Origin of the sequence: Pseudomonas kulmbachensis, from assembly GCF_963681935.1 — a bacterium.
Taxonomy (GTDB): Bacteria; Pseudomonadota; Gammaproteobacteria; order Pseudomonadales; family Pseudomonadaceae; genus Aquipseudomonas; species Aquipseudomonas kulmbachensis.
This window is the reverse complement of record NZ_OY817088.1, coordinates 615,526-639,978: the sequence shown is the minus strand read 5'-3', so window position 1 is coordinate 639,978 and position 24,453 is coordinate 615,526. Positions and strand designations below refer to the sequence as shown.

23 protein-coding genes are annotated in these 24,453 nt (G+C 59.6%); 6 read left to right on the top strand and 17 right to left on the bottom strand.

Going from position 1 to position 24,453, the window contains the following annotated elements:
- Nucleotides 1-4 precede the first annotated feature (4 nt).
- Both U5A05_RS03115 and U5A05_RS03110 read right to left on the bottom strand, forming a co-directional pair.
- Complete coding sequence (locus tag U5A05_RS03115; protein ID WP_321835649.1) at nucleotides 5-685, bottom strand: CsgG/HfaB family protein; 681 nt, start codon at nucleotides 683-685, stop codon at nucleotides 5-7.
- A gap of 280 nt (nucleotides 686-965) precedes the next feature.
- Nucleotides 966-2,048 carry a PDDEXK nuclease domain-containing protein gene (locus U5A05_RS03110; RefSeq protein ID WP_261740775.1) on the bottom strand — a complete coding sequence of 361 codons (1,083 nt, stop codon included), beginning with the start codon at nucleotides 2,046-2,048 and terminating at the stop codon, nucleotides 966-968.
- A 410-nt stretch (nucleotides 2,049-2,458) separates the two neighbouring features.
- Between U5A05_RS03110 and U5A05_RS03105 the strand changes: the two genes are divergently transcribed.
- Nucleotides 2,459-2,809 (top strand): DUF6124 family protein, encoded by a 351-nt coding sequence (locus U5A05_RS03105; protein WP_261740774.1) that lies wholly within the window; start codon nucleotides 2,459-2,461, stop codon nucleotides 2,807-2,809.
- Between the two features lie 51 nt (nucleotides 2,810-2,860).
- On the opposite strand, the gene U5A05_RS03100 is transcribed toward U5A05_RS03105, so the two are convergent.
- The 5 genes from U5A05_RS03100 to U5A05_RS03080 form a co-directional block, all read right to left on the bottom strand.
- Entirely contained in the window at nucleotides 2,861-3,640 is a 780-nt protein-coding gene (locus U5A05_RS03100; RefSeq protein ID WP_261740773.1) for an acetoin reductase, read from the bottom strand.
- A 69-nt stretch (nucleotides 3,641-3,709) separates the two neighbouring features.
- Nucleotides 3,710-5,107 carry a dihydrolipoyl dehydrogenase gene (lpdA, locus tag U5A05_RS03095; RefSeq protein ID WP_321835642.1) on the bottom strand — a complete coding sequence of 466 codons (1,398 nt, stop codon included), beginning with the start codon at nucleotides 5,105-5,107 and terminating at the stop codon, nucleotides 3,710-3,712.
- An 8-nt stretch (nucleotides 5,108-5,115) separates the two neighbouring features.
- On the bottom strand, nucleotides 5,116-6,600 hold the full coding sequence (locus tag U5A05_RS03090) for a 2-oxo acid dehydrogenase subunit E2 (RefSeq protein WP_321835639.1): 1,485 nt from the start codon (nucleotides 6,598-6,600) through the stop codon (nucleotides 5,116-5,118).
- 2 nt (nucleotides 6,601-6,602) lie between these two features.
- Nucleotides 6,603-7,622 carry an alpha-ketoacid dehydrogenase subunit beta gene (locus U5A05_RS03085; RefSeq protein WP_261740770.1) on the bottom strand — a complete coding sequence of 340 codons (1,020 nt, stop codon included), beginning with the start codon at nucleotides 7,620-7,622 and terminating at the stop codon, nucleotides 6,603-6,605.
- An 11-nt stretch (nucleotides 7,623-7,633) separates the two neighbouring features.
- The gene (locus U5A05_RS03080) at nucleotides 7,634-8,596 is read right to left on the bottom strand and encodes a thiamine pyrophosphate-dependent dehydrogenase E1 component subunit alpha (protein ID WP_321835635.1); all 963 of its coding nucleotides are present in this window, start codon (nucleotides 8,594-8,596) and stop codon (nucleotides 7,634-7,636) included.
- Nucleotides 8,597-8,796: 200 nt separating this feature from the next.
- On the opposite strand from U5A05_RS03080, the gene U5A05_RS03075 reads away from it, so the two are divergent.
- From U5A05_RS03075 to U5A05_RS03055, 5 genes are all read left to right on the top strand, one after another.
- Nucleotides 8,797-11,505: a winged helix-turn-helix domain-containing protein gene (locus tag U5A05_RS03075; protein ID WP_321835633.1), complete on the top strand. Its 2,709-nt coding sequence runs from the start codon at nucleotides 8,797-8,799 to the stop codon at nucleotides 11,503-11,505.
- Between the two features lie 134 nt (nucleotides 11,506-11,639).
- Nucleotides 11,640-11,882, top strand: a complete 243-nt coding sequence (locus tag U5A05_RS03070) for an exodeoxyribonuclease VII small subunit (RefSeq protein WP_016779237.1) — start codon at nucleotides 11,640-11,642, stop codon at nucleotides 11,880-11,882.
- A complete protein-coding gene (gene ispA / locus U5A05_RS03065; RefSeq protein WP_261740767.1) occupies nucleotides 11,879-12,766 on the top strand; it encodes a (2E,6E)-farnesyl diphosphate synthase in 888 nt (295 codons plus the stop codon). Before U5A05_RS03070 ends, ispA begins: the two co-directional genes overlap by 4 nt.
- Nucleotides 12,767-12,897: 131 nt before the next feature.
- Nucleotides 12,898-14,796, top strand: a complete 1,899-nt coding sequence (dxs, locus tag U5A05_RS03060) for a 1-deoxy-D-xylulose-5-phosphate synthase (RefSeq protein WP_321835623.1) — start codon at nucleotides 12,898-12,900, stop codon at nucleotides 14,794-14,796.
- Between the two features lie 116 nt (nucleotides 14,797-14,912).
- Nucleotides 14,913-16,784 (top strand): TonB-dependent receptor domain-containing protein, encoded by a 1,872-nt coding sequence (locus U5A05_RS03055; protein ID WP_321835621.1) that lies wholly within the window; start codon nucleotides 14,913-14,915, stop codon nucleotides 16,782-16,784.
- Nucleotides 16,785-16,836: 52 nt separating this feature from the next.
- Here U5A05_RS03055 and U5A05_RS03050 read toward each other — a convergent pair whose 3' ends face one another.
- The 10 genes from U5A05_RS03050 to nrdR form a co-directional block, all read right to left on the bottom strand.
- Nucleotides 16,837-17,631 (bottom strand): cobalamin-binding protein, encoded by a 795-nt coding sequence (locus tag U5A05_RS03050; protein WP_321835619.1) that lies wholly within the window; start codon nucleotides 17,629-17,631, stop codon nucleotides 16,837-16,839.
- Nucleotides 17,631-18,050: an MFS transporter gene (locus U5A05_RS03045; RefSeq protein ID WP_261740763.1), complete on the bottom strand. Its 420-nt coding sequence runs from the start codon at nucleotides 18,048-18,050 to the stop codon at nucleotides 17,631-17,633. Before U5A05_RS03045 ends, U5A05_RS03050 begins: the two co-directional genes overlap by 1 nt.
- Entirely contained in the window at nucleotides 18,047-18,664 is a 618-nt protein-coding gene (gene ribA, locus U5A05_RS03040; RefSeq protein WP_261740762.1) for a GTP cyclohydrolase II, read from the bottom strand. The genes U5A05_RS03045 and ribA overlap by 4 nt, the downstream gene beginning before the upstream one ends.
- Before the next feature lie 280 nt (nucleotides 18,665-18,944).
- Nucleotides 18,945-19,904, bottom strand: coding sequence for a thiamine-phosphate kinase (thiL, locus tag U5A05_RS03035; protein WP_321835615.1), 960 nt, complete (start codon nucleotides 19,902-19,904; stop codon nucleotides 18,945-18,947).
- A 15-nt stretch (nucleotides 19,905-19,919) separates the two neighbouring features.
- Nucleotides 19,920-20,420 (bottom strand): transcription antitermination factor NusB, encoded by a 501-nt coding sequence (nusB, locus tag U5A05_RS03030; RefSeq protein ID WP_133077063.1) that lies wholly within the window; start codon nucleotides 20,418-20,420, stop codon nucleotides 19,920-19,922.
- Complete coding sequence (ribH, locus tag U5A05_RS03025; protein ID WP_003444275.1) at nucleotides 20,417-20,893, bottom strand: 6,7-dimethyl-8-ribityllumazine synthase; 477 nt, start codon at nucleotides 20,891-20,893, stop codon at nucleotides 20,417-20,419. Before ribH ends, nusB begins: the two co-directional genes overlap by 4 nt.
- A 91-nt stretch (nucleotides 20,894-20,984) precedes the next feature.
- Nucleotides 20,985-22,076 carry a bifunctional 3,4-dihydroxy-2-butanone-4-phosphate synthase/GTP cyclohydrolase II gene (gene ribBA, locus U5A05_RS03020; protein WP_261740760.1) on the bottom strand — a complete coding sequence of 364 codons (1,092 nt, stop codon included), beginning with the start codon at nucleotides 22,074-22,076 and terminating at the stop codon, nucleotides 20,985-20,987.
- A 16-nt stretch (nucleotides 22,077-22,092) separates the two neighbouring features.
- Complete coding sequence (locus U5A05_RS03015) at nucleotides 22,093-22,755, bottom strand: riboflavin synthase (RefSeq protein WP_261740759.1); 663 nt, start codon at nucleotides 22,753-22,755, stop codon at nucleotides 22,093-22,095.
- Between the two features lie 46 nt (nucleotides 22,756-22,801).
- Nucleotides 22,802-23,935 carry a bifunctional diaminohydroxyphosphoribosylaminopyrimidine deaminase/5-amino-6-(5-phosphoribosylamino)uracil reductase RibD gene (ribD, locus tag U5A05_RS03010; protein ID WP_261740758.1) on the bottom strand — a complete coding sequence of 378 codons (1,134 nt, stop codon included), beginning with the start codon at nucleotides 23,933-23,935 and terminating at the stop codon, nucleotides 22,802-22,804.
- The gene (gene nrdR / locus U5A05_RS03005; protein ID WP_029611200.1) at nucleotides 23,932-24,396 is read right to left on the bottom strand and encodes a transcriptional regulator NrdR; all 465 of its coding nucleotides are present in this window, start codon (nucleotides 24,394-24,396) and stop codon (nucleotides 23,932-23,934) included. Before nrdR ends, ribD begins: the two co-directional genes overlap by 4 nt.
- Nucleotides 24,397-24,453 lie beyond the last annotated feature (57 nt).

Here is a 24,453-nt window from a genome sequence, read left to right as displayed (position 1 = left end):
TTGATCAGTTACCCGGTTTCCATGCGCCAGCATTGATGCCATCAACCAGTCGATTGATTGCTTCACGCATGGCCAAATCCAGCACTTTTCCATTCAGTGTCGAGTCGTAGCTGGCGGTGCCACCAAAACCAATGATTTCTCGATTGGAAAGTGCGTACTCCCCCGCCCCCTGGGTTGAATACACAACTTCCGAGGTGTTGATATTGACGATGTTTAAATTGACTTTGGCGTAGGCCACCTGAGTTTTGCCGCGACCCAAAATGCCGAATAACTGACGATCACCGGTTTCTTTGCGCCCAAACTCGGTCACATCGCCGGTTACCACAAAATCTGCACCTTTCAATTTTTGCGCTTGCCCCTTGATCGCTGCTTCCTGGGCGATTTCACCCATATTGTCTCGATCCAGAACAGTGAAACGGTTGGTCTGCTGCAAGTGGGTGATCAAAATGGTCTTGGCTTGTCCGCCCAGGCGATCTACACCACTTGAGAATATTCCGCGCATATAGCTGGAGCGGTTATCGAACTTGCCCACGGCAATGGGTACGCGTACGCCGTTATAGATAACTGCAACACTGGCGACTTTTTCCACTGGCAGGGCTCGCGAGTTCTCTGTGGCGCAACCCACAAGTGCCAGTAACACTGCAGCAGCGGTGCCAGACAGCAAAACTTTAAACAGTTTTTTCACGTAATAGCCCTTTTGATATAACGGACAGTCTTAAACTACAGGCCCGTCAATAGAGTAAATAAAAATAAAAAACTTATTTGTAACAAACAAATCGAATAAGCAGCACTTATTTTTAAATCAAGACACGCTCACAGGCACGAACGAAGCGGGTTATTACAGGGTTTGTTGATTATTTTTTCGCGCCCTCTGACAGGGTGTCAAAGGGCGTAATTATTAGTTATTTATGAAAATAATCATCTAGGACTTTTCCGAAGCTTAACTACGAATCATCTTGTTAGTCTTAAGAAGCGTCTGCTGCGCCCTCTAACAAATCGTCTTGCGCAGACACTTCTTCGCCTGCCAACTCACGTTCAATCTGTTCAATACTGGGCAGGCTGGTTTGCAACTCTTCCGGCAGGGACTCTACCAGCTGGTATTCGGCCACCCCGATGGGGCGGGTGTTATCACGCAAGGCGTACTCGGCCACTACCTTGTTCTTGCTGGTGCACAGCAGCAGGCCGATGGTGGGGCTGTCTTGTGGATGCTTGACCTGCCCATCCACGGCGGCCAGGTAAAAACCCAGTTGCCCTAGGTGCTCCGGTTTAAATTTACCGCCCTTGAGTTCGACCACTACATAGCAGCGCAGCTTGAGGTGATAGAACAGCAGATCAATGAAAAACTCATCCCCCCCCACATTCAGCAGCACTTGTTTGCCGACGAAGGCAAAGCCTGCGCCCAGTTCCAGCAGAAACTCGGTGACATGCTTGACCAAGGCTCTTTCGATCTCGCGCTCATGCGCATCAGCGCTCAGGCCAAGGAAGTCGAAACGGTAGGGATCTTTCAACGATTCACGCGCCAGATCAGACTGCGGCTTGGGCAAGAAGCTTTCAAAATTGCTCACCGCCTTGCCACTGCGCTCCAGCAAACGACCCTTGATCTGCAGAGCCAGAACATTCCGCGACCAGTTGTGCTCGATTGCCTTGGCGGCATACCAGCGGCGGGTTTCGGGGCCGGGGAGTTTGTCCAGCAGCACTAGGTTGTGCCCCCAAGGCAATTGTGCAACAGCCTGCTGCACAATTGCCGTGTCCGGCCATGCCTCGGCAAAGGCACGCATGTATTTGAGGTTGCGTGGAGAAAAGCCTCTCATGCTGGGGAAGGCTGCACGCAAATCCTGCGCCAGACGCTCAATCACTTTCGTGCCCCAGCCCTGCTGAGATTGACGGGTCAAAATATCGTGGCCGATCTGCCAATACAGCAGCACCAGCTCACGATTGACTGCCAGCGTGGCTCGCTGCTGGGCACCGTGAATACGGCCTTTAAGGTCAGTCAACCAGTCACCGTAGCCCTCGGGCGGTGTGCTCAAACGGGCGGGAGTTTCACTCATGTATTGTTCTCGCGTGGCCAATTCCGGAGGGGGGATTTACCTGCTCGACAGCGGGCAGGCCACACAACATAAGCCTTTAAATTCAGCCGTTTCGTACGACGATTCGCTTTCATTCCAGTGAAACTTCCGAGAAAATCTCGTTCGCTTGCGCCTGCCAAAATCGGGGAATAGTCTCGGCCCATCGCTGCAAATCAGCGGTCGGGTTTAGTCGCCCGGTTTATGAGCAAGGCGCAAGGCGCCACCTTAGTGAGGCGCTTTTTTTCGGCCGCACTTTAATGGTGGCCGTGCGCAGGGCGCCCTTGTGGCGCGCCGGTTTCCGAGCTCACCGGTCGACTAACCTGCGTACGGCTGCCACCCGTTCGTTTAGTCGCGACATGGGAGGCAGCTCCATAAACGAGTTTGGAGTTGCCATGAAAAAGATCACTCCCGATCCCCCCTCTTTTACCCTGCAAGATGCTGCTCAGTGCGATTCACAGTCGCTGGACCGTGCCGCCGCTGATCGTGCGCTCGATTTCTACCTGCAAGACCATAAGCCAGCTCGCCCCATGAGCATGGCCATGTTTGCCATCCCCAGCAGTGTCAATTCAGAAGCAGCTTTGGCCCAGGCGTCAGACTTGTTGCGCTGCGCGGGCGCCTCGGCGAGTGAGGCGGGGAATGGTTTGAGCGGGGTGCAGCGTGATCTGGTGTTGTCGGTAGCGCATTTGGTGGAGCTGGCCAAAGCGTATGTCGACAAGTCGCTGGATGGTCTGGCGATGCACTAAGCAGCACGCGCCTGGGGACAGCAGGCGCGTCTTTTCTGTTAACGGTCTGGCTTAACGGAACACCAACCCCCCATCAATCAGCGGCGCCTGACCGGTCATGTAGTCCGCATCCGGGCTGGCCAAATAGGCCACAAATGCCGCGACGTCATCCGGTGTTTCAGCCCGGCCCAAGGCAATACCGCTGACAAACTTTTCATAGGTTGCACCTATCGGCGCGCCGGTGAGTTCTGCCATGCGTTTGTCGATGTCGACCCACATATCAGTGCCCACTACGCCTGGGCAGTAAGCGTTGACGGTGATGCCGTGTACGGCCAGTTCCTTGGCCGCCGCTTGGGTCAGGGCGCGAACGGCAAATTTGGTGGAGGAGTAAACCCCCAGTAACGCATAGCCTTCATGTCCGGCAATGGAGCTGGCGTTGATGATTTTTCCCTTGCGCTTGAGCGCCTGGAATTTCTCGGCAGCGGCCTGAATGCCCCACAGGGTGCCTTGAACGTTGATGCGGTAAATGCGCTCGACTTCTTCCTGGGTGACATCAGCCAGTGGTTTAACCTGAGAAATGCCCGCGTTGTTGACCATGATGTCCAGCCCGCCAAGCTGGTTATGGGCGTAGTCAACCGCCGAGAACACTTGCTCGCGGTCGCCCACGTCAGCCACAAAAGTGACGGCCTTGCGCCCCAGGGCCTGAACTTCCCTGGCCACGTGTTCCAGCTTTTCCAGGTTCAGGTCAATCAGTGCGATATCAGCGCCATCCTTGGCCAGCCGCAGTGCAATACCGCGACCAATACCCTGCGCCGCCCCCGTTACCAATGCGATTTTGCCTGTGAGTCTCATTCGTTGGTTTCCTTTCAACAGTGGGTCCACATCCAGCCAGCCTTCACCATAAGCCAACCAATACGCGGCTTATTGATGCAGGGCACGGTCCCGTGCCGCCAGCACCGCTTCGTGCATGGCTTCGCTGAGCGTGGGGTGGGCAAAGATGACCTGGCTCAATTCCACGTCGGTGGCTTCGAGGGTTTGCGCAATGCCGAAGCCCTGGATCTGTTCGGTCACGTGCGGGCCGACCATATGGGCGCCGAGCAATTCGCCGCTGTGCGCGTCAAAGATGGTTTTCACAAAACCTATGCCTTCGCCCATGGCCAGCGCCTTGCCGTTGGCCTGATAGTCGAAGCGCCCGACTGCGATGTTATGGCCGTTGGCCCTGGCTGCCGCTTCGGTCAGCCCGAGGCTGGCAACCTCTGGCCGGGCATAGGTGCAGCCGGGGATACGGCTTTTATCCAGTGGATGTACGCCTTCTACTCCCGCCAGTTTTTCTACGCATAGCACGCCTTCATGGCTGGCCTTGTGCGCCAGGCACGGTGCCCCGGCCACGTCGCCGATGGCATACAGCCCGGCAACACTGGTGCGGCACCACGGGTCGGTTTTGATAAAGCCTTTTTCAAACTCCACGCCCAGTGCTTCTAGGCCCATGTCCTGGGTATTGGGCTCGATCCCGGCCGCGAGTAATACCTGCGCTACGTGCAAGGTCTGCTCACGGCCATCACTGAGCACGACCTGACATTGCAGTGCACCGACGTCCCCATGCACGCTGTTGACTCGTGCTTGAGTCAGCACACGAATCCCCCGTTGTTCGAACTCACGCTGTACCAGGCTGGCCACGTCCTGATCCTCGACCGGCATGATTTGTTTGGCCACTTCGACCAGCGTGACCTGGCTGCCCAGATCGCTGTACAGGCTGGCGAACTCCACGCCAATGGCCCCGGAGCCGATCACCAGCAGTGACGGCGGTACGCTTTTGGGCACCAGCGCCTCAAAGTAGCTCCAGATTTTTTGCCCATCGGCGGCCAGACCGGGTAACGGTCTGGGGCGGGCACCAGTGGCCAGGATGATATGTCGCGCCTGCAGCACCTGATCGCCCTGCTCGGCGCTCACCGTCACCACGCCTTTGGCGGTGACGCGACCACGACCATCGATCACAGTGACGGCGTTTTTTTTCAACAGGTAAGCAATCCCCGTCGTGAGGCGTTGCGACACCCCACGGCTGTGGGCCACCAGTTGGGCGATATCGAACTGGACGTTTTCTGCGCTGAAACCAAAGGTGCCCAGGTGCTTCAAGGTATGCCCGACTTCGGCCCCTTTGAGCATTGCCTTGGTGGGAATGCAGCCCCAGTTCAGGCAGATGCCGCCCAGGTGCTGCTGCTCGACCAGCGCGGTGCTGAGCCCCAGCTGTGCGGCGCGAATAGCCGCGACATAGCCTCCGGGGCCGCCGCCGATGACGACCACATCAAATTTATCGGTCATGGTCGCTCCTAGAGCATCATCAGGCTTGGGGTTTGCACCAGACGCTTGAGTTCCTTGAGGAACGCAGCACCCAGCGCGCCATCAATCACCCGGTGATCGCAGGACAGGGTCACGGTCATTTGCGTGCGCACCGCGACTTGCCCGTTGTGGGCCACGACTCGCTGCTCGCCCGCACCAATGGCCAGAATCGCCCCCTGGGGCGGGTTGATGATTGCGTCGAACTGGCTGACACCCAACATGCCCAGATTGGAAATACTGAAGCTGCCGCCCTGAAACTCTTCCGGCTTGAGGGTGCTCGCTTTGGCCCTGGTCACCAGGCTGAGCATTTCACCAGAGATTTGCGCCAGGCTTTTACGGTTGGCCTGACGCACGATAGGGGTGATCAAGCCACCGGGCAGGGCCACGGCCACAGAGATGTCGGCATCGCTAAAACGCAGCACCGCCTGGCGCGCTTCATCAAATTGCACATTCACGTCGGGTACTTTGATCAGCGCCAGCGCGCACGCCTTGATCAGCAAGTCATTGACCGACAGTTTGATCGCCGGGGCCGCAGCATTGAGTTCGCTGCGCAGGGTCAGCAGCGCTTCCAGATCCAGGTCCGCGTGCAGGCGGAAATGCGGCGCGGTGCGCTTGGACTCCTGCAAGCGCGCGGCAATTGCCTTGCGCATGCCTGTCATCGGCAGCACTTCGGCTTGTGCCTGCTCGGGGGCCACTTGAGTCGGCGCAGCCAGCACCGGGTTCTGCACCGCGCTGACTTGCAACACGTCCGCCTTGCTGACTCGCCCACGACTGCCGGTTACGCGGCAATCATTCAGATTGATGCCCAGCTCGGCGGCCAAACGACGCGCCAGCGGTGTCGCCAGCACTTGGCTGTCATCGCCACAGGAGCGTGCAGGCCCGGACGCTTTGAGCGCGGGCTCGAGCACTGCGACCTTACCGCCGCTATCGCGTACCGCCTGTTCAATGTCCGCCACACTGATCCGACCTTCGGGGCCCGATCCGCTGATACGGCTCAGGTCGATACCAAGTTCCTTGGCCAGACGCGTGGCATGCGGCGTAGCAAATACCGGGGCAACACTTGCGCCCAGCAACGCTTGAGGCACCTGCCAACCACCCGCTGATTTCATGCTCGGCACCGGTGCGGGCTCAGTTGCCTTCACGGTCACAGCAACTGCTGGCTCAGGGCTTGCGGCACCGGCGGGCGCGGCGCGTTGCGCCAAAAACGCATCAATATCGGCATCACTGACCGACGCATCCGCAACCACGCCCAGCACACCGCCCACCGGCAGGGTTTGCCCGGCGGTAGCAACCTTGCGCCGCAGCACACCATCGAATGGGGCCTCGAGCACGTTGGCAATTTTGCTGGTCTCGATTTCGCACACTTCCTGGTGCTGCTTGAAGCTGTCGCCCTCTTCAATCAACCAGCTGTTGAGCGTGCCTTCTTCCATCGACAGGCCCCACTTGGGCACTTCGATAATCTTGATCGCGCTCATGCTCAGGCCTCCATCACTTTGCGCACGGCCGCTTCAATGCGGTCAACGCTGGGTATCCAGGCCTGCTCCAGCACCGGCGAGAACGGCACCGGGGTATGCGGCGGCGTGACCATGATGATCGGCGCTTTGAGTTGGTAGAACGCTTTGGTGGCAATCAGCGCCGCCAGATCATGCGCAAAGCCAAGGCGCGCGGCGGACTCGTCAACAATCACTACGCGGCCGGTGGAGGTCACCGATTCCAGAATGCCGTCTTCATCCAATGGCGATACGGTGCGCGGGTCGACCACTTCGACAGAGATACCCTCGCCAGCCAGTTTGTCTGCCACCTGATTGGCTTTGTGCACCATCGCCGCCAGCGCGATGATGGTCACATCGGTGCCTTCGCGGGTGTAATTGGCCACGCCGAACGGGATGGTGTAAGGCTCTTCGGGCACTTCGCCCTTGATGTCGTAAAGCGCCTTGTGTTCACAGAACACCACCGGGTCGTCGTCACGAATTGCCTGAATCAACAGGCCCTTGACGTCGTATGGGCACGATGGCACCACGACTTTGAGGCCGGGTGTCGTCGCAAAAATATGGTAGGGCGACTGCGAGTGTTGCGCCGCTGCCGAAAAGCCGGCGCCGATCATGCCTCGCACCACCATCGGGGCCTTGGCCTTGCCTCCGAACATGTAGCGAAACTTGGCCGCCTGGTTGTAGAGCATGTCGTGGCAGACACCGAAAAAATCCATAAACATCAGTTCGGCAACCGGGCGCAGGCCGGTCATGGCCGCGCCTGCCGCCATGCCGATAATCGCCGACTCGGTGATGGGCGTATCGATCACCCGCGCCGAACCGAACTCGGTCCACAGGCCCTTGGTCACGCCCAGTACGCCACCGAACGCTTCGCCCTTGCTGCCAACTTCGGCAGTGCCTGCCTGGCCGCCGCATACGTCTTCACCTATCAGTACCACTCGGTCGTCGAGGGCCATTTCCTGAGCCAGGGCTTCTTTGACCGCTTCACGATAAGTACGAATTGCCATGGTTCAAATCCTCAGTAAGACACGTAGACGTCGGTCAGCAAGCTCTCTAGCGCGGGGAAGTCTGCCGCTCGGGCCTTGGCCACGGCGTCACCGACCAAGGCATTGACCTCGGCGTCGATGGCTTGCAGTTCCTCGGGGGAGATTTGACCGGCAACGTGTTGACTGAAAATTTGCAGCGGATCGCTGTCCTTGCGCAGGCGCTCGACTTCGCCATCAGCGCGATAGAGCATCGGGTCGCCTTCAAAGTGGCCGTACCAACGATGGGCAACCGCCTCAATAGCGGTCGGGCCTTCACCGGCTCGGGCCCGTTCTACGGCAACCGCGACGGCCTCATATACGGAGAAAAAATCCGTACCGTCGACCTTGACCGCTGGCATCCCGAAGCCCGCGGCACGCTGCGCGATATTGCGCCCGCCGACGGCATAGTCATGCCCGGTAGCCTCGCCAAAACCATTGTTCTCAAACATGAAAATGACCGGTAATTGCAGCACCACGGCCATGTTCATAGCCTCGAATACCAGCCCTTGGTTCGAGCCGCCGTCACCGGTAAACGACACCGCCACACCACGATTGCCCAGGGTTTTGGCGGTCAGTGCCGCACCAATCGCCAGCGGTGGCGCCCCCCCGACAATGGCGTTGGCGCCGAGCATGCCCTTGCTCAAGTCAGCGATATGCATCGAGCCGCCCTTGCCGCGGCACAGCCCGGAATCCTTGCCAAAAATTTCCGCCATCATCCCGTGGATATCGCAGCCCTTGGCGATGCAGTGCCCATGCCCTCGATGAGTCGAGCCGATATAGTCGGTGTCTTCAAGGTTTTCGCAGACCCCCACGGCGATGGCCTCTTCACCGCAGTAAAGGTGAATGAACCCGGGAATGTCCCCGGTGGTGTTTTCCTGGTGCAGGCGTTCTTCGAACACGCGGATTTCGCGCATTTTGCGATAGGCCCTGAGCAGTTCTGACTTGCCAAGCGACATGGTTTCGCCCTCTTGTCCTGGTTTTTTTATTGGTTGTATCGAACACCCGAAGGCGAACGACGATGGCGTTCGCTTACGGTAAGAGCCTAAAGTCACAGCCATAACTACCCGGATGGGTGGGCGCTTAAATGCGATGGGGGGGCTACCCTTCAATCCTCAGGAACGGCGCCAGACAAACGCTAGAGGGATACATAACAACAATGACCCAGGCCAAGTTTCCCCAACTGATCGATCACCAGGACCGCATTGACCTCAACCACGGTTTGCCGCTCATAGCCACCAAACTGGTACCTCCCCGCTCCACTGGCACGGTGTTGGTACGCGCGCGGCTGTTGGACAAACTGCGCCTGCTTGAGGAACGGCGCCTGGCGCTGGTGTGCGGCCCCGCCGGGTTTGGCAAAACCACGTTGCTGGGGCAGTGGCGCCAGCGCTTGCTTGAGCAAGGCCATAGCGTGGCCTGGCTCAGCCTCGACGAGCAGGACGATACGCCCCTGACCTTTCGCCGTTATCTGCTGAGCGCGCTGAACCAGGCCAGCGGGCAACCTCTGGAAAACACCCAGCCTCTGTTTGAGTGCATCGCGTTGACCGGTTGTCGCTTTACTCGCGAATTGATCAACCTGATGCAAGGGCGCAAACATTCCCTGTACCTGGTGCTCGATGACCTGCACCTGATCCAGCACCCGAGCATCGCGGGTGACATCGAGCAGTTGCTGCAACATGCACCGGACTGTTTTCACCTGCTGGTGGGCAGCCGCAGCGTTCCGGGTTTGCCCTTGAGCCGGTTGCAGGCGCGCAAGCAGCTGCTGGAAGTCGACACCAACGATCTGCGTTTCAATCTCGAAGAAACCCAAGACTATCTGAGCCACGCAACCGCCCAGCGTTTTGTGCCCGCCGAGCTGCAACAAGTGCTGAACCTGACCGAAGGCTGGATCACTGGCATCCAGATGGCGGCACTGGCACCCAGTGATCCACTGCGCACCCTGGATCGCTTGCAACTGGGCAACCGTCAGGCAGGCCGCTATCTCTACGACGTGGTATTGGCCCCCCTGTCGTTGCCGTTACAGACGTTTTTACTGAAGACCTCGATTCTGGGGCGCCTGACGCCTTCACTGTGCAATGCCGTCACCGGGCGCGACGACGCGCAGCAGATGCTGGCCGAGATCGAACGGCACAATCTGTTTATCTTCTCGCTGGATGCGCAAGGTCAGTGGTTTCGCTATCACACGCTGTTTGTCGAAACTCTCAATGAGCGTCTGTTGCGCACCGACATTGATGTCGCGGATCTGCATGAGCGCGCCAGCAACTGGCTGGCCAACCATCAGTACTGGGCCGAAGCGATTCGTCATGCCCTGGCGGCGGGCCAACACGGAGGGCGCCACGACTGCGCCAATCAGGGCGCACAGTCGCTGGCCGAAGAAGGCGATGTCGACACGCTGGTGCGCTGGCTGCAAAAAATGCCCGAAGCCAGCGCAGAATCACTGGATGAGCAGCGCATCGATTTGCAGCTCAACCTGGCCTGGGCTTTGGGCCATCACTTCCATTTCAGCGCCTCGAGGGGGTTGCTGGAGAGCCTGTATCCGGTGTTCCAGACGCAGCATCCCAGCGCCCGGCTGAGCATCAAATATCAGGTGATCTGCGCTATCACGGAGGCGTTCGCAGAAAATATCAGCCACAGCATCGAGCGTGTCGAGCCCTTGCTGGCGCGGGTTCCGTGCGGCGACACATGGGTCGACGGGCTGATCTGCAACATTCTCAGCTATGGCTACATGACTCAAGGGCATTACCAGCAGGCGCAGGCAGTTCAACGCCATATGCCCTGCCCCACAACCCCGTCGCACAACTTGTTTGTGAGTGTTTACCGAGCTTTTGTGCTGGGGTTGAGTCATTTGCGCCAGGCTGATTTGTACAGCGCCGAGCAGTATTACCTACAAGCCTTGGGCCCGGCCGAACACCTCACAGGCCCCCAATCAAGCGGCAGTGCGACGCTGGCTGCACTGTTGGGCGAGTTGCTTTATGAGCGTGGCGAATGGCAACAGCTGCAGGCGCTGTTGACGCCACGTCTGAGCCAGATCGACACCGTCGCGCCGCCGGATGCCCTGTTGTGCGCCTACGCCAGCCTGTCGCGCAGGGCACTGCTGATGGGCGAGCCGAGCCAGGCGCGCTATCTGCTGGAACATGCCCAGCAACTGGCGACAGTGCGACGCTGGCCACGCTTGCAAGCGTGGTTGCTGGTCGAGGAAATACGTATTCACCTGGCCAGTGAACAACTGCCGCAGGCGCTCGGGTTACAACGACAGTTGCAGGCGCTTGACCCCGCCCACGAGCACCCGGAAATCAGGCGCGCTCAGATCCAGGCGCACTGCCATATCGCGGCGGCGCAAAAACAATGGCGCCAGGCTGCAACGCTGTTGCACGGTTTGCTGCAAGAGGACGAACGCCAAGGCCAGTTGCTCCGTGCTGCGGGTAGCCGCGCCGCACTGGCCTGTGCCTTGTGGCCGGACGACCAGGCCGGAGCGCTGAAAACCCTGCAGCCGCTGCTTAATCTGGCTTGCCGACAGAACTTGCGGCGTACCTTGCTGGATGCGGGCGCAGCCATGCCGGCCCTGCTTCAGGCCACACTGAAAAATGCCCGGCCGCAGATCGCCGACTACCTGCGCAGCCTGCTCGACAGCCTGGACCCGCGCACGGCCAACGAGGACCCGAGTGCAGACGAACCGAACCTGAGTGAGCGCGAACAGCAGATCCTGCTGCTGATTGCCCAAGGGCAAGCCAACAAGGAAATCGCCCGCAGCCTGGATATTTCGGCCGAAACCGTGAAGTGGCACCTCAAGAATCTGTTCTGCAAACTGCACGTCACCAGCCGCACCCAGGCAATCACCCGGGCGCAAAAATTCAATCTACTGGGATGAGGCATGCTTGCAGCAACGCGTGCCTGGCCCATCAAACCGGCCAGAGTGAACACGGGGCATGCCACCCCCGATTTGCCCCAAAACCCGCTGTCTGCTAGTGTCAGCCGGTTTTAACGCCTACCGAGAATGCCGCCATGGCCCGCAAAAAAGCTTCCCTGGATTTCGAACAGTCACTCGCAGACCTGCAAACACTGGTCGAACGCCTGGAAAATGGCGAGCTGTCGCTGGAAGACTCCCTGACTGCCTTCGAACAAGGCATCCGTCTGACCCGTGACTGCCAGGGCGCACTGGCCCAGGCAGAACAGAAAGTTCAAATCCTGCTGGAGCGCGATGGTGAGCTGGCACAAGAACCCTTTGATGCGGAACAGTCCGAATGATTGATGCGTACCAGATCAGCAGCCAGGCCCGGGTCAATGCGGCGCTTGAACGCTTGTTTGTCGCTCCGGCCCCGGAGCTGGAACGCCTGTTTGAGGCCATGCGCTACAGCGTCATGAATGGTGGCAAACGGGTTCGTCCGCTGCTGGCCTATGCCGCTTGCCAAGCGCTGGGCGGCGCGCCCGAGCAAGCCAATGGCGCGGCCTGTGCAGTTGAGCTGATCCACGCCTATTCGCTGGTGCATGATGATTTGCCCGCAATGGATGATGACGATCTGCGCCGCGGCCAGCCGACCACCCATAAAGCTTTTGACGAAGCCTGCGCCATTCTGGCCGGTGACGGCCTGCAAAGCCTGGCGTTCAGCGCCCTGCTCGACCCGCAACTGAACACCCTGGACGCTGACACGCGCTTGCGCATGGTCACCGCCCTCGCCCAGGCCGCAGGCCCGGCGGGCATGGTCGGCGGCCAAGCCATTGACCTCGGTTCGGTCGGCATCAAGCTCAATCAGGCGGCGCTGGAAAACATGCACCGCCACAAGACCGGAGCCCTGATCGAGGCCAGCGTAGAACTAGGTGCCCTGGCCAGCGGCAACGCGACTGCCGAAAGCCTGCACGCCTTGAACACCTACTCACGTGCCATTGGCCTGGCATTTCAAGTTCAGGACGACATTCTGGATGTTGAAAGCGATACCGCCACGCTGGGCAAACGCCAGGGCGCCGATATCGCACGGGACAAACCAACCTATCCGGCGCTAATGGGCCTGGAACAGGCCAAAGGCTATGCACTGGAACTGCGCGATCAGGCACTCAATGCCCTGCGGCATTTTGATGCAGGCGCTGAGCCGCTGCGTGAACTGGCGCGATATATCGTGGAACGCCGCCACTGAAAACGCTTTTCAGTAACGATTTCTGACAGCTCTAATGCCAAGGTCTTACTAACGAGTACCAGACTGCGTGGGCAGCTTACGTTCCATAAGGTAAACTGCCGCCTCTTCTTATACCTATAACGATTCGCCTGATGCCAACGACGTTTCAAGAGATTCCCCGCAACCGTCCGACTACGCCCCTGCTTGACCGGGCAGGCAAGCCTGCGGGCCTTCGCCGCCTGGCCGAAGCCGAGCTGGAAACCCTGGCTGATGAGTTGCGCCTGGAATTGCTCTATACCGTCGGCCAGACGGGTGGGCATTTTGGCGCCGGCTTGGGTGTCATTGAGCTGACCATTGCGCTGCACTACGTATTCGACACCCCGGACGACCGGCTGGTGTGGGATGTCGGCCATCAGGCGTATCCGCACAAAATCCTCACGGGCCGTCGCGAGCAAATGGCGACCTTGCGCCAGAAGGACGGCGTTGCCGCTTTCCCGCGTCGCTCCGAGAGCGAGTACGACACCTTTGGCGTCGGCCACTCCAGCACCTCGATCAGTGCAGCGCTGGGCATGGCCATTGCCGCCCGCCTGCAAAACAGCGACCGCAAGGCCATCGCCGTGATCGGTGACGGCGCGCTGACCGCGGGCATGGCCTTCGAAGCGCTGAACCACGCGCCTGAAGTGAATGCCAACATGTTGGTGATCCTCAACGACAACGACATGTCGATCTCGCGCAATGTCGGCGGTTTGTCCAACTACCTGGCCAAAATCCTCTCCAGCCGTACCTACGCCAGCATGCGCGAAGGCAGCAAAAAAGTGCTGTCACGTTTGCCAGGCGCCTGGGAAATTGCCCGCCGTACCGAAGAGTATGCCAAGGGCATGCTGGTCCCCGGCACACTGTTTGAAGAGCTTGGCTGGAACTACATCGGTCCTATCGATGGTCACGACCTGCCGACCCTGATTGCGACGCTGCGCAACATGCGCGATCTCAAAGGCCCGCAGTTCCTGCATATCGTCACTAAAAAGGGCAAGGGCTTTGCCCCGGCCGAAGCCGACCCGATCGGCTATCACGCCATCACCAAGCTTGAACCGCTGGACGCACCGAAAGCCGCTCCCAAAGTGGCGAGCGGGCCAAAGTACTCGGCAGTGTTTGGCGAGTGGCTGTGCGACATGGCGGCTGCCGATGAGCGCCTGATGGGCATCACCCCGGCCATGAAAGAAGGCTCGGACCTGATCGCCTTCAGCGAGCGCTTCCCCAAGCGTTATTTCGACGTGGCGATTGCCGAGCAGCACGCGGTGACCTTTGCGGCCGGTATGGCCTGCGAAGGCGCCAAGCCGGTGGTGGCTATTTACTCTACGTTCCTGCAGCGCGGTTACGACCAGCTGGTGCATGACGTTGCGGTACAAAACCTGGACGTGCTGTTCGCCATCGACCGTGCCGGTCTGGTAGGCGAAGACGGCCCGACCCACGCCGGTAGTTTCGACCTGTCGTTCCTGCGCTGCATTCCGGGCATGGTCATCATGACCCCGAGCGATGAGAACGAACTGCGCAAAATGCTTACCACTGGCCACCTGTACAACGGCCCAGCGGCAGTGCGCTACCCACGTGGCACCGGTCCGAACGCGCCGATCGAAAAAACCCTTGAGCCGCTGGAAATCGGCAAAGGCGTGATTCGTCGCCAGGGTTCAAAAGTCGCCATGCTGGTGTTTGGTGTGCAATTGACCGAAGCCCTGCTCGTAGCAGAAAAAATCGACGCCACGGTGGTCGACATGCGTTTCGTCAAACCGATGGATGAAGCACTGGTTCGCGAAATGGCTGATAGCCATGAGCTGCTGGTGACCCTTGAAGAGAACGCCATCATGGGCGGTGCCGGAGCTGGCGTCAGCGAGTTCCTGGCCCGTGAAAACGTGCTCAAGTCGGTGCTGCACCTGGGCTTGCCGGATGTGTACGTCGAACACGCCAAACCGAGCCAGATGCTGGCCGAGTGCGGCCTGGATGCGGCAGGCATCGAAGCTTCGGTGCGCCAGCGCATGCAGTTGCTGGGGCTCTGACCCACCCCGTACGCTGCCGCTGGCTGCGATCGCGCCCGAAGCGCTTTGCATGAGCAAGGTCCTGCGGACCTTATCGCAGCCTGCGGCAGCGGCTACAGGTTTAATACCGAGAAACCATGAAACGCCTTCGCTTGGCTTTAATCCTCGCCAGCCCCCTGCTGGCCAATGCTGCTGAGCGTGAAGACGCGCTCAAACTCCCGCAAACCCTGATCACCGGCAACCGACAGGTTGAGGCGCGCTCGGACAGCAGCAGCGCCAACAGCGTGTTCACCCGTGAAGACATCGACCGCCTGCAACCCACCAGCCTGACCGACCTCCTGGGCCGGGTCCCGGGCGTGCAAGTGGCCCGCAGCGGCGGGCGCGGTGGCTTGCCGGGGATTTACATTCGCGGCACCAAGTCGGCGCAAAGCCTGGTACTGGTCGACGGCCAGCGCATGGCCAATGCCACCTCGGCCGACAGCAACCTGCAGTACCTCAATATTGATCAGATCGAGCGCGTTGAAGTCTTGCGTGGCTCGCGCTCGGTGATCTACGGCAGCGATGCGATTGGCGGGGTGATTCAGATTTTCACCCGCCGTGGTGCCGACCATGCCCCACAACTTCGGGTTTACAGTGCCGTGGGCAGTTATGGCAGCTCAGAAAACAGCGTCGGCGTCTCCGGTGGCGATGCGCAGACCCGCTACAACTTGAGTGGCAGCCTGGAGGAGACGGCGGGCATCAACCGCACCCACGAGTCCTTCCCCAGCGACAACGATCACGATGCCTATCGCAACAAGTCGCTGAGCCTGAACCTGAGCCACTACCTGAACGAAGACCTTGAAGTCGGGCTGACAGCGATGAAAAACGTTGGCAAAACCGAACTCGATAACCCGTTCGGGCGCTGGGACCCGAGCACCATGACAGTCAGTGGCCAGCAGCTTTACAGCGATTTTGATATCAGCAGCGTCGGCAGCTTTATCGATGCGCAATTGAGTGAGCGCTGGAATTCGCGCCTGGAACTGGGCCACAGTGAAAACCGCGAAAAAACCCGGGACCAGCTCAGCGCTGATATCTACAGTTTCAATACCTACCGCGACTCGCTGAGCTGGCAAAACAACCTGACGCTGGACGACAAAAACAGCCTGATCCTCGGCGCAGACACCTATCAAGACCGCGTGCGCAGCAGCACGGCTTTTGACCAAGACAGCCGTTGGAACCGCGCAGCGTTTGTTCAGCACCGGTTTCATGGCGATTATTTTTCAACCGAATTGGGCGTGCGTCATGACCAGAACCAGCAGTTCGGCAGCCACAACACCTGGAGCGCCAGCCTGAGCGTGCCGTTGAATGCCAACAACGATGTGCTCTTGTCTTACAGCGAAGGCTTCCGCGCGCCCACCTTCAATGACTTGTACTACCCGCAGTTCGGCAACCCGAACCTCAAACCCGAGTATTCGAAAAGCTACGAAGTCCAATGGCGCAGCCAGTTGAGCGAGACCAGCAGGCTGGAAACATCGCTGTACCGCACCGATATTCGTGACGCGATTGTGGCCGATGCTGACTTTATCCAGCAGAACATCGGCGCGGCGCAAATCACCGGTTTCGAAAGCGCCCTGCAACAAGAATGGTTCGGCTGGCAGAGCAGCCTGGGCATCGCAATTATCGACCCGCGTGATCGCGATACCGGCCATACCCTGGGCCGCCGGGCACGCAGAACGTTGAGCCTGGATCTGGATCGGCAATTTGACCGGCTAGGCGTCGGCGCCAGTTGGCAAGCGGTGAGCAGCAGCTTCAATGATGAAGACAACAAGCAGCCCATTGGCGGCTACGGACTGTTGGGATTGCGTGGCAACTGGCAGGCCAGCTCGCAAGTCCGGTTCGACTTGAAAGTCGATAACCTGCTGGACAAGAGCTTCACCCGCGCGCTCTACAGCTATGAGGGCAACTACTATGGCTACCGCGAAGAGCGCCGCAGCTTGCAGTTGGCCGTGACCTGGACGCCTACTCTCTAGAAGGCGCAGCCCCCCTTGTGGGAGCGAGCCTGCTCGCGAAGGCTCAAGAGGGTTAGTGTGCCGCTAGCTGTTCACACAACTTGGCCGTGGCTTCAAGCATCTGCCCGCTCGGGCGCTCCAGGCCTTTGTCGGTCAGTAACAACAAGCGCCCGTGTTTGACGGCATCAATCTGCGGCCAAATTTTCCAAGCATCAAGTTGCGCCTGGGTACTGGCAATGATCACCTCGGGATTGCGCTGCAACACGGACTCAATACTGACCTGCGGAGCAGGCAACTTGAGGTCGTCAAACACATTGCTCGCCCCGCACACGGCCAACGCATCACTGATGATTTGCCCGCCACCGATGGTGTACAGCGGCTGGTCCCACACTTGGTAAAACACCCGCAACGGTGTGTCGCGCCAATACTGGGCTCGCAGCCCGGCCAAACGCTGACGCAGTTCACCCGCCAGCTCATGCCCACGCTGCGGGCGATCCAGAGCAACAGCCAGCCCTTCGACCTGATCAGCCAACTGATCAAGGCTGCGCGGTTCACCAATGTAGGTCGGGATCTTCAGGCGATTCAGCTGTTCGCGCTGTGCAACACCCACACTGCCCGGCCAGAGCAAAAGTAGATCGGGTTGCAGGCTGAGCAAGCGCTCCATGTCCAACTGCCCGTAGCGGCCCACTGAGGGCACGCTGACAAGCTCCGGCAACGGCTCACCCGCATCCAGACGCCCCACCAGCAAATCGGCGGCGCCCAGTTCGACAACCATTTCGGATAAGGATGGAGACAGGCTGACCACACGCGTGGCGGCCAGCGAAGGAATGCTCGCGGTCAGCAGCAGAGCCGCCAGCCAAGCGCGCATCAGCCGACCTGGCGAGGAATGCGGTAGAGGTAAAACAGCACCAGCGTCGACAGGGTCAGCAGCAATAAAGGTACGCCTTCGAGCCCGACGAACACCGCCAGGGTAGCAACCCAGGTAGGCAATCCCGCCGCCAGCAAGGCACGGTGCCGCACATGCGCCAGCGCATCCCAGGCCGCAGGTTCCTGCGGGGTGTCGAGGGCTTTTTGCAGGTTGATCAGGCCATGTTTGTATGGCCCGAACGTGCGCAGGGTGACAAACATCGAAGCCACGCCCGCGATGAAAAACGGCATCGCCAGTTCAGGCAGCAGCGGTTCGGCGTTGCCGAAAAACCAGTTAACCAACACCAGCGGCAGCAGAGTCAGTACCAACTGTTGCCACCAGCTGAAGCTCAGGCGCCGACGACGCTGGCCACGGGTCACGCCGGGTCGGCCTCGTTTTGATGCTGGTTGCCCATCATGTGACCGAGCTTGTTGGCTTTGGTCGCCAGGTACAATTTGTTGTGCGGGTTGTGCCCGGTGTGCAAAGGCACACGCTCGGCCACGGTGATGCCCATTTCGGTCAAGGCTTTGACCTTGCGCGGATTGTTGGTCATCAGGCGCAGCGACTGCACACCCACGTGCTCCAGCATCGGCAGGCAGATGGCGTAATCACGCTGATCGGCAGCAAAGCCCAGACGCTCGTTGGCTTCAACGGTATCGGCGCCGCCATCTTGCAGTTCGTAAGCGCGGATTTTGTTCAGCAAACCGATGCCACGACCTTCCTGGCGCAGATACAGCAGAACGCCACGGCCTTCGCGGGCGATGGCCTGCAAGGCGGCTTCGAGCTGCGAACCACAATCGCAACGCTGGCTGAACAAGGCATCGCCAGTCAGGCATTCGGAATGCACCCGACCCAGAACCGGAGCACCATCAGTCACGTCGCCCAGACTGAGCACAACGTGTTCACGGCCCGAGGTTTTCTCAAGGAAGCCATGCATGGTGAATTCGGCAAAAGGAGTAGGTAATTTGCAAGCGGCAACGAAAACGACGGGCACCGTGTGCTCCTGATCAGTTTGAGGACTGGAGATTCGCAAAGGCGACATTGTAACAGGAGGTTCCTACAGACGCTTAGGCTGAATTACCGTGGATAAAGATCTAAAAGTTTGATAACTCGACCCGTCCCAATCCCGTAGCAGTTGCCGAAGGCTACGTTCGATTGCGAAGCGATCGTAAAATAAGAGTACGCGGTTTAACTAAAAAACCGCGCGTGATAATTTTGCGACGGCTGCGCCGCCGGACGCAGCCTCGTTCCTACGGCAGCTGCTACGAACAGTTTTATAGGCGAAAATGTTGATAGCCACGGATTGCCGGGGTGATGTCCTGGCCGTGCTCATCGAACAAGCCAACACCCTGCCCTTCAACCACACGACCCACCACATGGATCGGCCAACCATCAGCCAACAGCGTCGGCAGTTCAAGCGCAGGCAAGGTAAACGCCAACACGTAATCATCACCGCCGCTCAATGCTGCCTGCTGTGCATCGCCAGCGCCCAAAAACTCTTCCAGCGCCAGCGAGATGGGCACCCGGTCCAGCTCAATCTCCAGCCCCACCTTGGACGCCAGCGCAATATGGCCACAGTCGGCAAGCAGGCCATCAGAGATATCCAGCGCCGAGGTGGCTTTGCCGCGCAGGGCCTGGCCCAGCGCCAACTGCGGTTGCGGTGACCAGTAATGCGCCAGCAACGGCTCGCTGATAACCGGTGGCGCGCTGCGCTGCCCCAGTACCAGCGGCAACGCTCCCGCCGCGTTGCCCAGTTCGCCGCCCACACATAACAGGTCACCAGGGCGGGCGCCGCTACGAGTCAGGGCCTTGCCCTTGGGGATACGACCAAACACCGTGAGCGTCAGGCACAATGGTCCGCGAGTGGTGTCACCGCCGATCAGGCGCAGGTCGCAGGTTTGAGCCATCAGGTTCAAACCACGGGCAAACGCTTGCAACCAATCGGCTTCCACCGTCGGCAAGGTCAAGGCAAGGGTAAAGGCGAGAGGTGTTGCGCCCATGGCCGCCAAATCACTGGCCGCCACCGCCAGCGAACGCTGACCGAGCAAGAAAGGGTCGCAAGGATCTGCGAAGTGCACCCCGGCTACCAGGGTGTCAGTGGAAATTGCCAGCTGTTCCCCGAAGGGAACATCCAGCAGGGCGCAGTCGTCGCCAATGCCCAGAGCAACACCTTCGCCGCCTTGCGCACAGGGCGCGGCAGCGAAGAAGTTGCGGATCAGCTCAAACTCGCCCATGGCCGACAGCGCCGTTTAGCGCTTGTAAGCCTTTACTTCAGCTTCACGCAGGCGTGGCGCCAGTTTGTCGAGCACACCGTTGACGAACTTGTGGCCGTCGGTGGAGCCGAACACTTTGGCCAGTTCGATGCCTTCGTTGATCACAACGCGGTAAGGCACGTCGACACGTTTGATCAGCTCCCAGGTAGACAGGCGCAGAACAGACAGCTCAACCGGGTCGAGTTCTTCGATGGTGATATCCAGGCACGGGATCAAGGCAGCATCGATCTCGCCTTTGTGTGCAGGTACGCCGTGCAGGATTTCACGGAAGTACGCAGCATCAACGTCGGTGAAGTCGTTATCAACGCGGAACTGCGCTTCAATTTCGTTCAACGATTGCTTGGCCATGTGCCACTGGTACAGGGCCTGAGTCGCGAGTTGACGCGCTTCACGGCGCTTGGCGCTCTTGGAAGGTTTGCCAGCGTCCGCAGGTTTTGGATCGCGCGGGTTGAAACGATCGCTTTCGTCGGAAATCACTTGGCCTCCAACTGTGCCAACAGGCTGACCATTTCAAGGGCGGACAAGGCAGCTTCAGCGCCTTTGTTACCGGCTTTGGTGCCGGAACGCTCGATGGCTTGCTCGATCGAATCAACAGTCAGCACGCCGAATGCAACCGGTACGCCAAACTGCATGGACACTTGGGACAAGCCCTTGGTGCATTCGCCAGCAACGTATTCGAAGTGCGGAGTACCGCCACGAATCACGGCGCCCAAGGCGATGATGGCGGCGAATTCGTTGCGCTGGGCAACCTTCTGCGCAACCAGCGGGATTTCGAACGCACCCGGCGCTCGAATGATGGTGATGTCGCTTTCGTTCACACCGTGGCGAACCAGGGCATCAACGGCACCACTCACCAGGCTTTCGACAACAAAGCTGTTGAAACGGCCAACTACCAGAGCGTAGCGCCCCTTGGGGGCGATGAAGGTACCTTCGATGGTCTTCAGGGTCATTCGGTATGTCTCGTATTAAAGAGCCAGAACGCACTCGCGTGCGTTCTTTAAGGATATTGGGCCACGAATTCGGACAGGACACGACCGGTCTTTATTCGGAGGGCACGTATTCTACAACTTCCAGATCGAAACCGGATATGGCATTGAACTTCATTGGTGAACTCATCAAGCGCATTTTACGCACGCCAAGGTCACGAAGGATCTGCGAACCGGCACCGACGATGCTGTAGGTGGTCGGTTTTTTTACCGGAATCTGGTCTGCGGTTTCGCGGATATGCGCCAGCAATACATCACCATCCAGCGGATGCCCCAGCAGCAGCACAACACCGCTGCCCGCCTCTGCCACCGCAGTCATGGCGGCGCGTAGGCTCCAGCGGCCCGGTTGCTTAACCATCAGCAGGTCGCGCAACGGGTCGGCATTGTGCACTCGCACCAGCGTCGGCTCTTCGGCGCAGATCTTGCCCAGGGTCAGTGCCATGTGCACATCGCCTTCGACTGAATCACGATAGGTCACCAAATTGAATTGGCCCAGTTCGCTGTCCAGTGGCTGCTCGGCAATCCGCTGAACGGTACGTTCGTGGATCATGCGGTAGTGAATCAGGTCGGCGATGGTGCCGATCTTGATCCCGTGTTCGGCCGCAAACGTTTCCAGCTCAGGGCGGCGAGCCATGGTGCCGTCGTCGTTCATCACTTCACAGATCACGCCGCTTGGCTCGAAACCGGCCATGCGGGCCAGGTCGCAGGCCGCTTCGGTGTGACCGGCGCGGGCCAGGGTGCCGCCCGCTTGTGCCATCAGCGGGAAGATGTGACCAGGGCTGACAATGTCTTCGGCCTTGGCGTCCCTGGCGGCCGCTGCTTGCACAGTGCGTGCACGGTCAGCGGCGGAAATTCCGGTGGTCACGCCGGTCGCAGCTTCAATCGACACGGTGAACTTGGTGCCAAAGCCGGAACCGTTGCGCGGTGCCATCAATGGCAGTTTGAGCAGTTCGCAGCGCTCGCGGCTCATCGGCATGCAGATCAGGCCACGGGCAAAACGCGCCATGAAGTTGATGTGCTCGGCCTTGCAGCACTCGGCGGCCATGATCAGGTCACCTTCGTTCTCACGGTCTTCGTCATCCATAAGAATGACCATCTTGCCTTGGCGGATGTCTTCAACCAGTTCTTCGATGCTGTTGAGCGCCACGCGGCACCCCCTTAAGTCAGGATTTGAGGTAGCCGTTGGCGGCCAGAAAACTTTCGCTGATGCCACCCGAGGTCGGCTCGGCGGCTTTATCGCCCAGCAGCAGACGCTCAAGGTAACGCGCCAGCAAGTCGACTTCGAGGTTGACCCGGCGACCCGGACGGTAGTCGCCCATGATGGTTTCGCTCAGGGTGTGCGGAATGATCGTCAGCGAAAACTCGGCGCCATTGACCGAGTTCACGGTCAGGCTGGTGCCATCGACGGTGATCGAGCCTTTGTGCGCGATGTACTTGGCCAGTTCTTTGGGGGCGCGGATCACGAATTCGATAGCGCGAGCGTTCTCGTCACGCGAGATCACTTCGCCCACACCATCGACGTGACCGCTCACCAGGTGCCCACCCAGACGCGTGGTCGGGGTCAGGGCTTTTTCCAGGTTGACCCGGCTGCCGCTTTTCAAGTCGTTGAATGCGGTGCAATCGAGGGTCTCGCGACTTACGTCAGCCGCAAAGCCGTTGCCCGGCAGCTCAACCGCGGTCAGGCACACGCCATTGATCGCGATGCTGTCGCCAAGTTTGACGTCGCTCAGGTCGAGCTTGCCGGTGTCGATTGAAACTCGTATATCACCGCCTTTAGGGGTCAGTGCACGGATGCTGCCGATGGATTCAATGATGCCTGTAAACATGGCGTTCCCCTTGAGAACAAAGCCTGCGTAAAGCGAAGGCCGAGAATTATACGCTCGCTGGCGGCACGGGTATGGCGGTGACTCGCCAGTCATCGCCCACCGCGCGCATTTCAATGATTTTGAGCAAAGGCGCTTCGCGCATGTGGGTCAACGGCAGTTCCAGCAATGGCCGGGCGGTAGACCCCAAAAACTTGGCGGCGATGAAAATCTGGTATTCATCGACCAGACCTTGCTCGGCAAAGGCTCCGGCCAGATTCGGCCCCGCTTCGACCAGCACCTCGTTGACGCCGCGTGCAGCCAGCGCAACCAACAGTTTGCGCAGGTCCACATGGCCGTTGGCACCGTGGATCACCAGGCACTCAGGCCCTGTGCGGTACTGCTCGGCTGGCGGCACGCAGGTCGCGACCAGCGCTGGCCCCGCCTTGAAAAATGGCGCATCCAGCGGCACCCGCAAACGCCCGTCGACCAGCACCCGCAGCGGCGGACGGCTCAGCGCCAGCGCGGTCAACTCAGGGCTCAGCCCCAACTCAGGACCGCGAACGGTCAACCGTGCGCCATCAGCCAACACCGTGTCGGCGCCGGTCAATACCACGCTGGCCTGCGCCCGCAGGCGCTGCACTGCAGAACGTGCGTCAGGGCCGGTGATCCACTGGCTTTCGCCGTTGGCCATCGCGGTGCGGCCATCAAGGCTCATCGCCAGCTTGACCCGCACAAACGGCAGGCCGTGTTCCATGCGCTTGAGGAAGCCAGGGTTCAATGCCCGGGCCTGAGCTTCAAGTACGCCGCTGACGACCTCTATTCCGGCATCGGCCAGACGTTTGAGGCCACGCCCGGCAACTTCCGGGTTGGGGTCCTGCATGGCCGCAACCACCCGCGCTACCCTGGCGTTGATCAGCCCTTCGGCACACGGCGGGGTATGCCCATGATGGCTGCACGGCTCCAGGGTGACATAGGCCGTGGCCCCACGGGCCAGCTCGCCCGCCGCCCGCAAGGCGTGGACTTCGGCATGCGGTTCGCCGGTGCGCACGTGCCAGCCTTCGCCGACAACCTGCCCGTCACGCACGATCACGCAACCGACACGCGGGTTGGGATGGGTGGTGTACAGACCGTTGCGCGCAAGCTCGATGGCTCGGGCCATGTAATGGGTGTCTAAAACAGCTTGTTCTGTGGACTGAGTCATTCTTTTGAGGGCTCACGGGCAAGTCGGTCGATCTCTTCCCGGAACTCGTTCAAGTCCTGGAAGCGTCGATAAACCGATGCAAAGCGGATATAGGCCACTTCGTCGAGCTTTTGCAGCTCGCCCATGACCAGTTCACCCACCACCAGCGATTTGACTTCACGTTCGCCGGTGGCGCGCAATTTGTGCTTGATTCGGGCCAGCGCAGCTTCAAGACGCTCGACACTTACCGGGCGTTTTTCCAGCGCACGCTGCATTCCGGCGCGCAATTTTTCTTCGTCAAAGGGCTGACGACTACCGTCTTGTTTGATTAGACGGGGTAAGACCAACTCGGCTGTTTCAAAGGTGGTGAAACGCTCACCACAGGCCAGGCATTCACGCCGGCGACGCACCTGGTCGCCCTCGGCAACCAGACGCGAGTCGATGACTTTAGTGTCGTTGGCACCGCAGAAGGGACAGTGCATGGTGGCAGCCAACAAAAATGGGGAGCGCCATGTTAGCGCATCCCACTGGCAAGACAA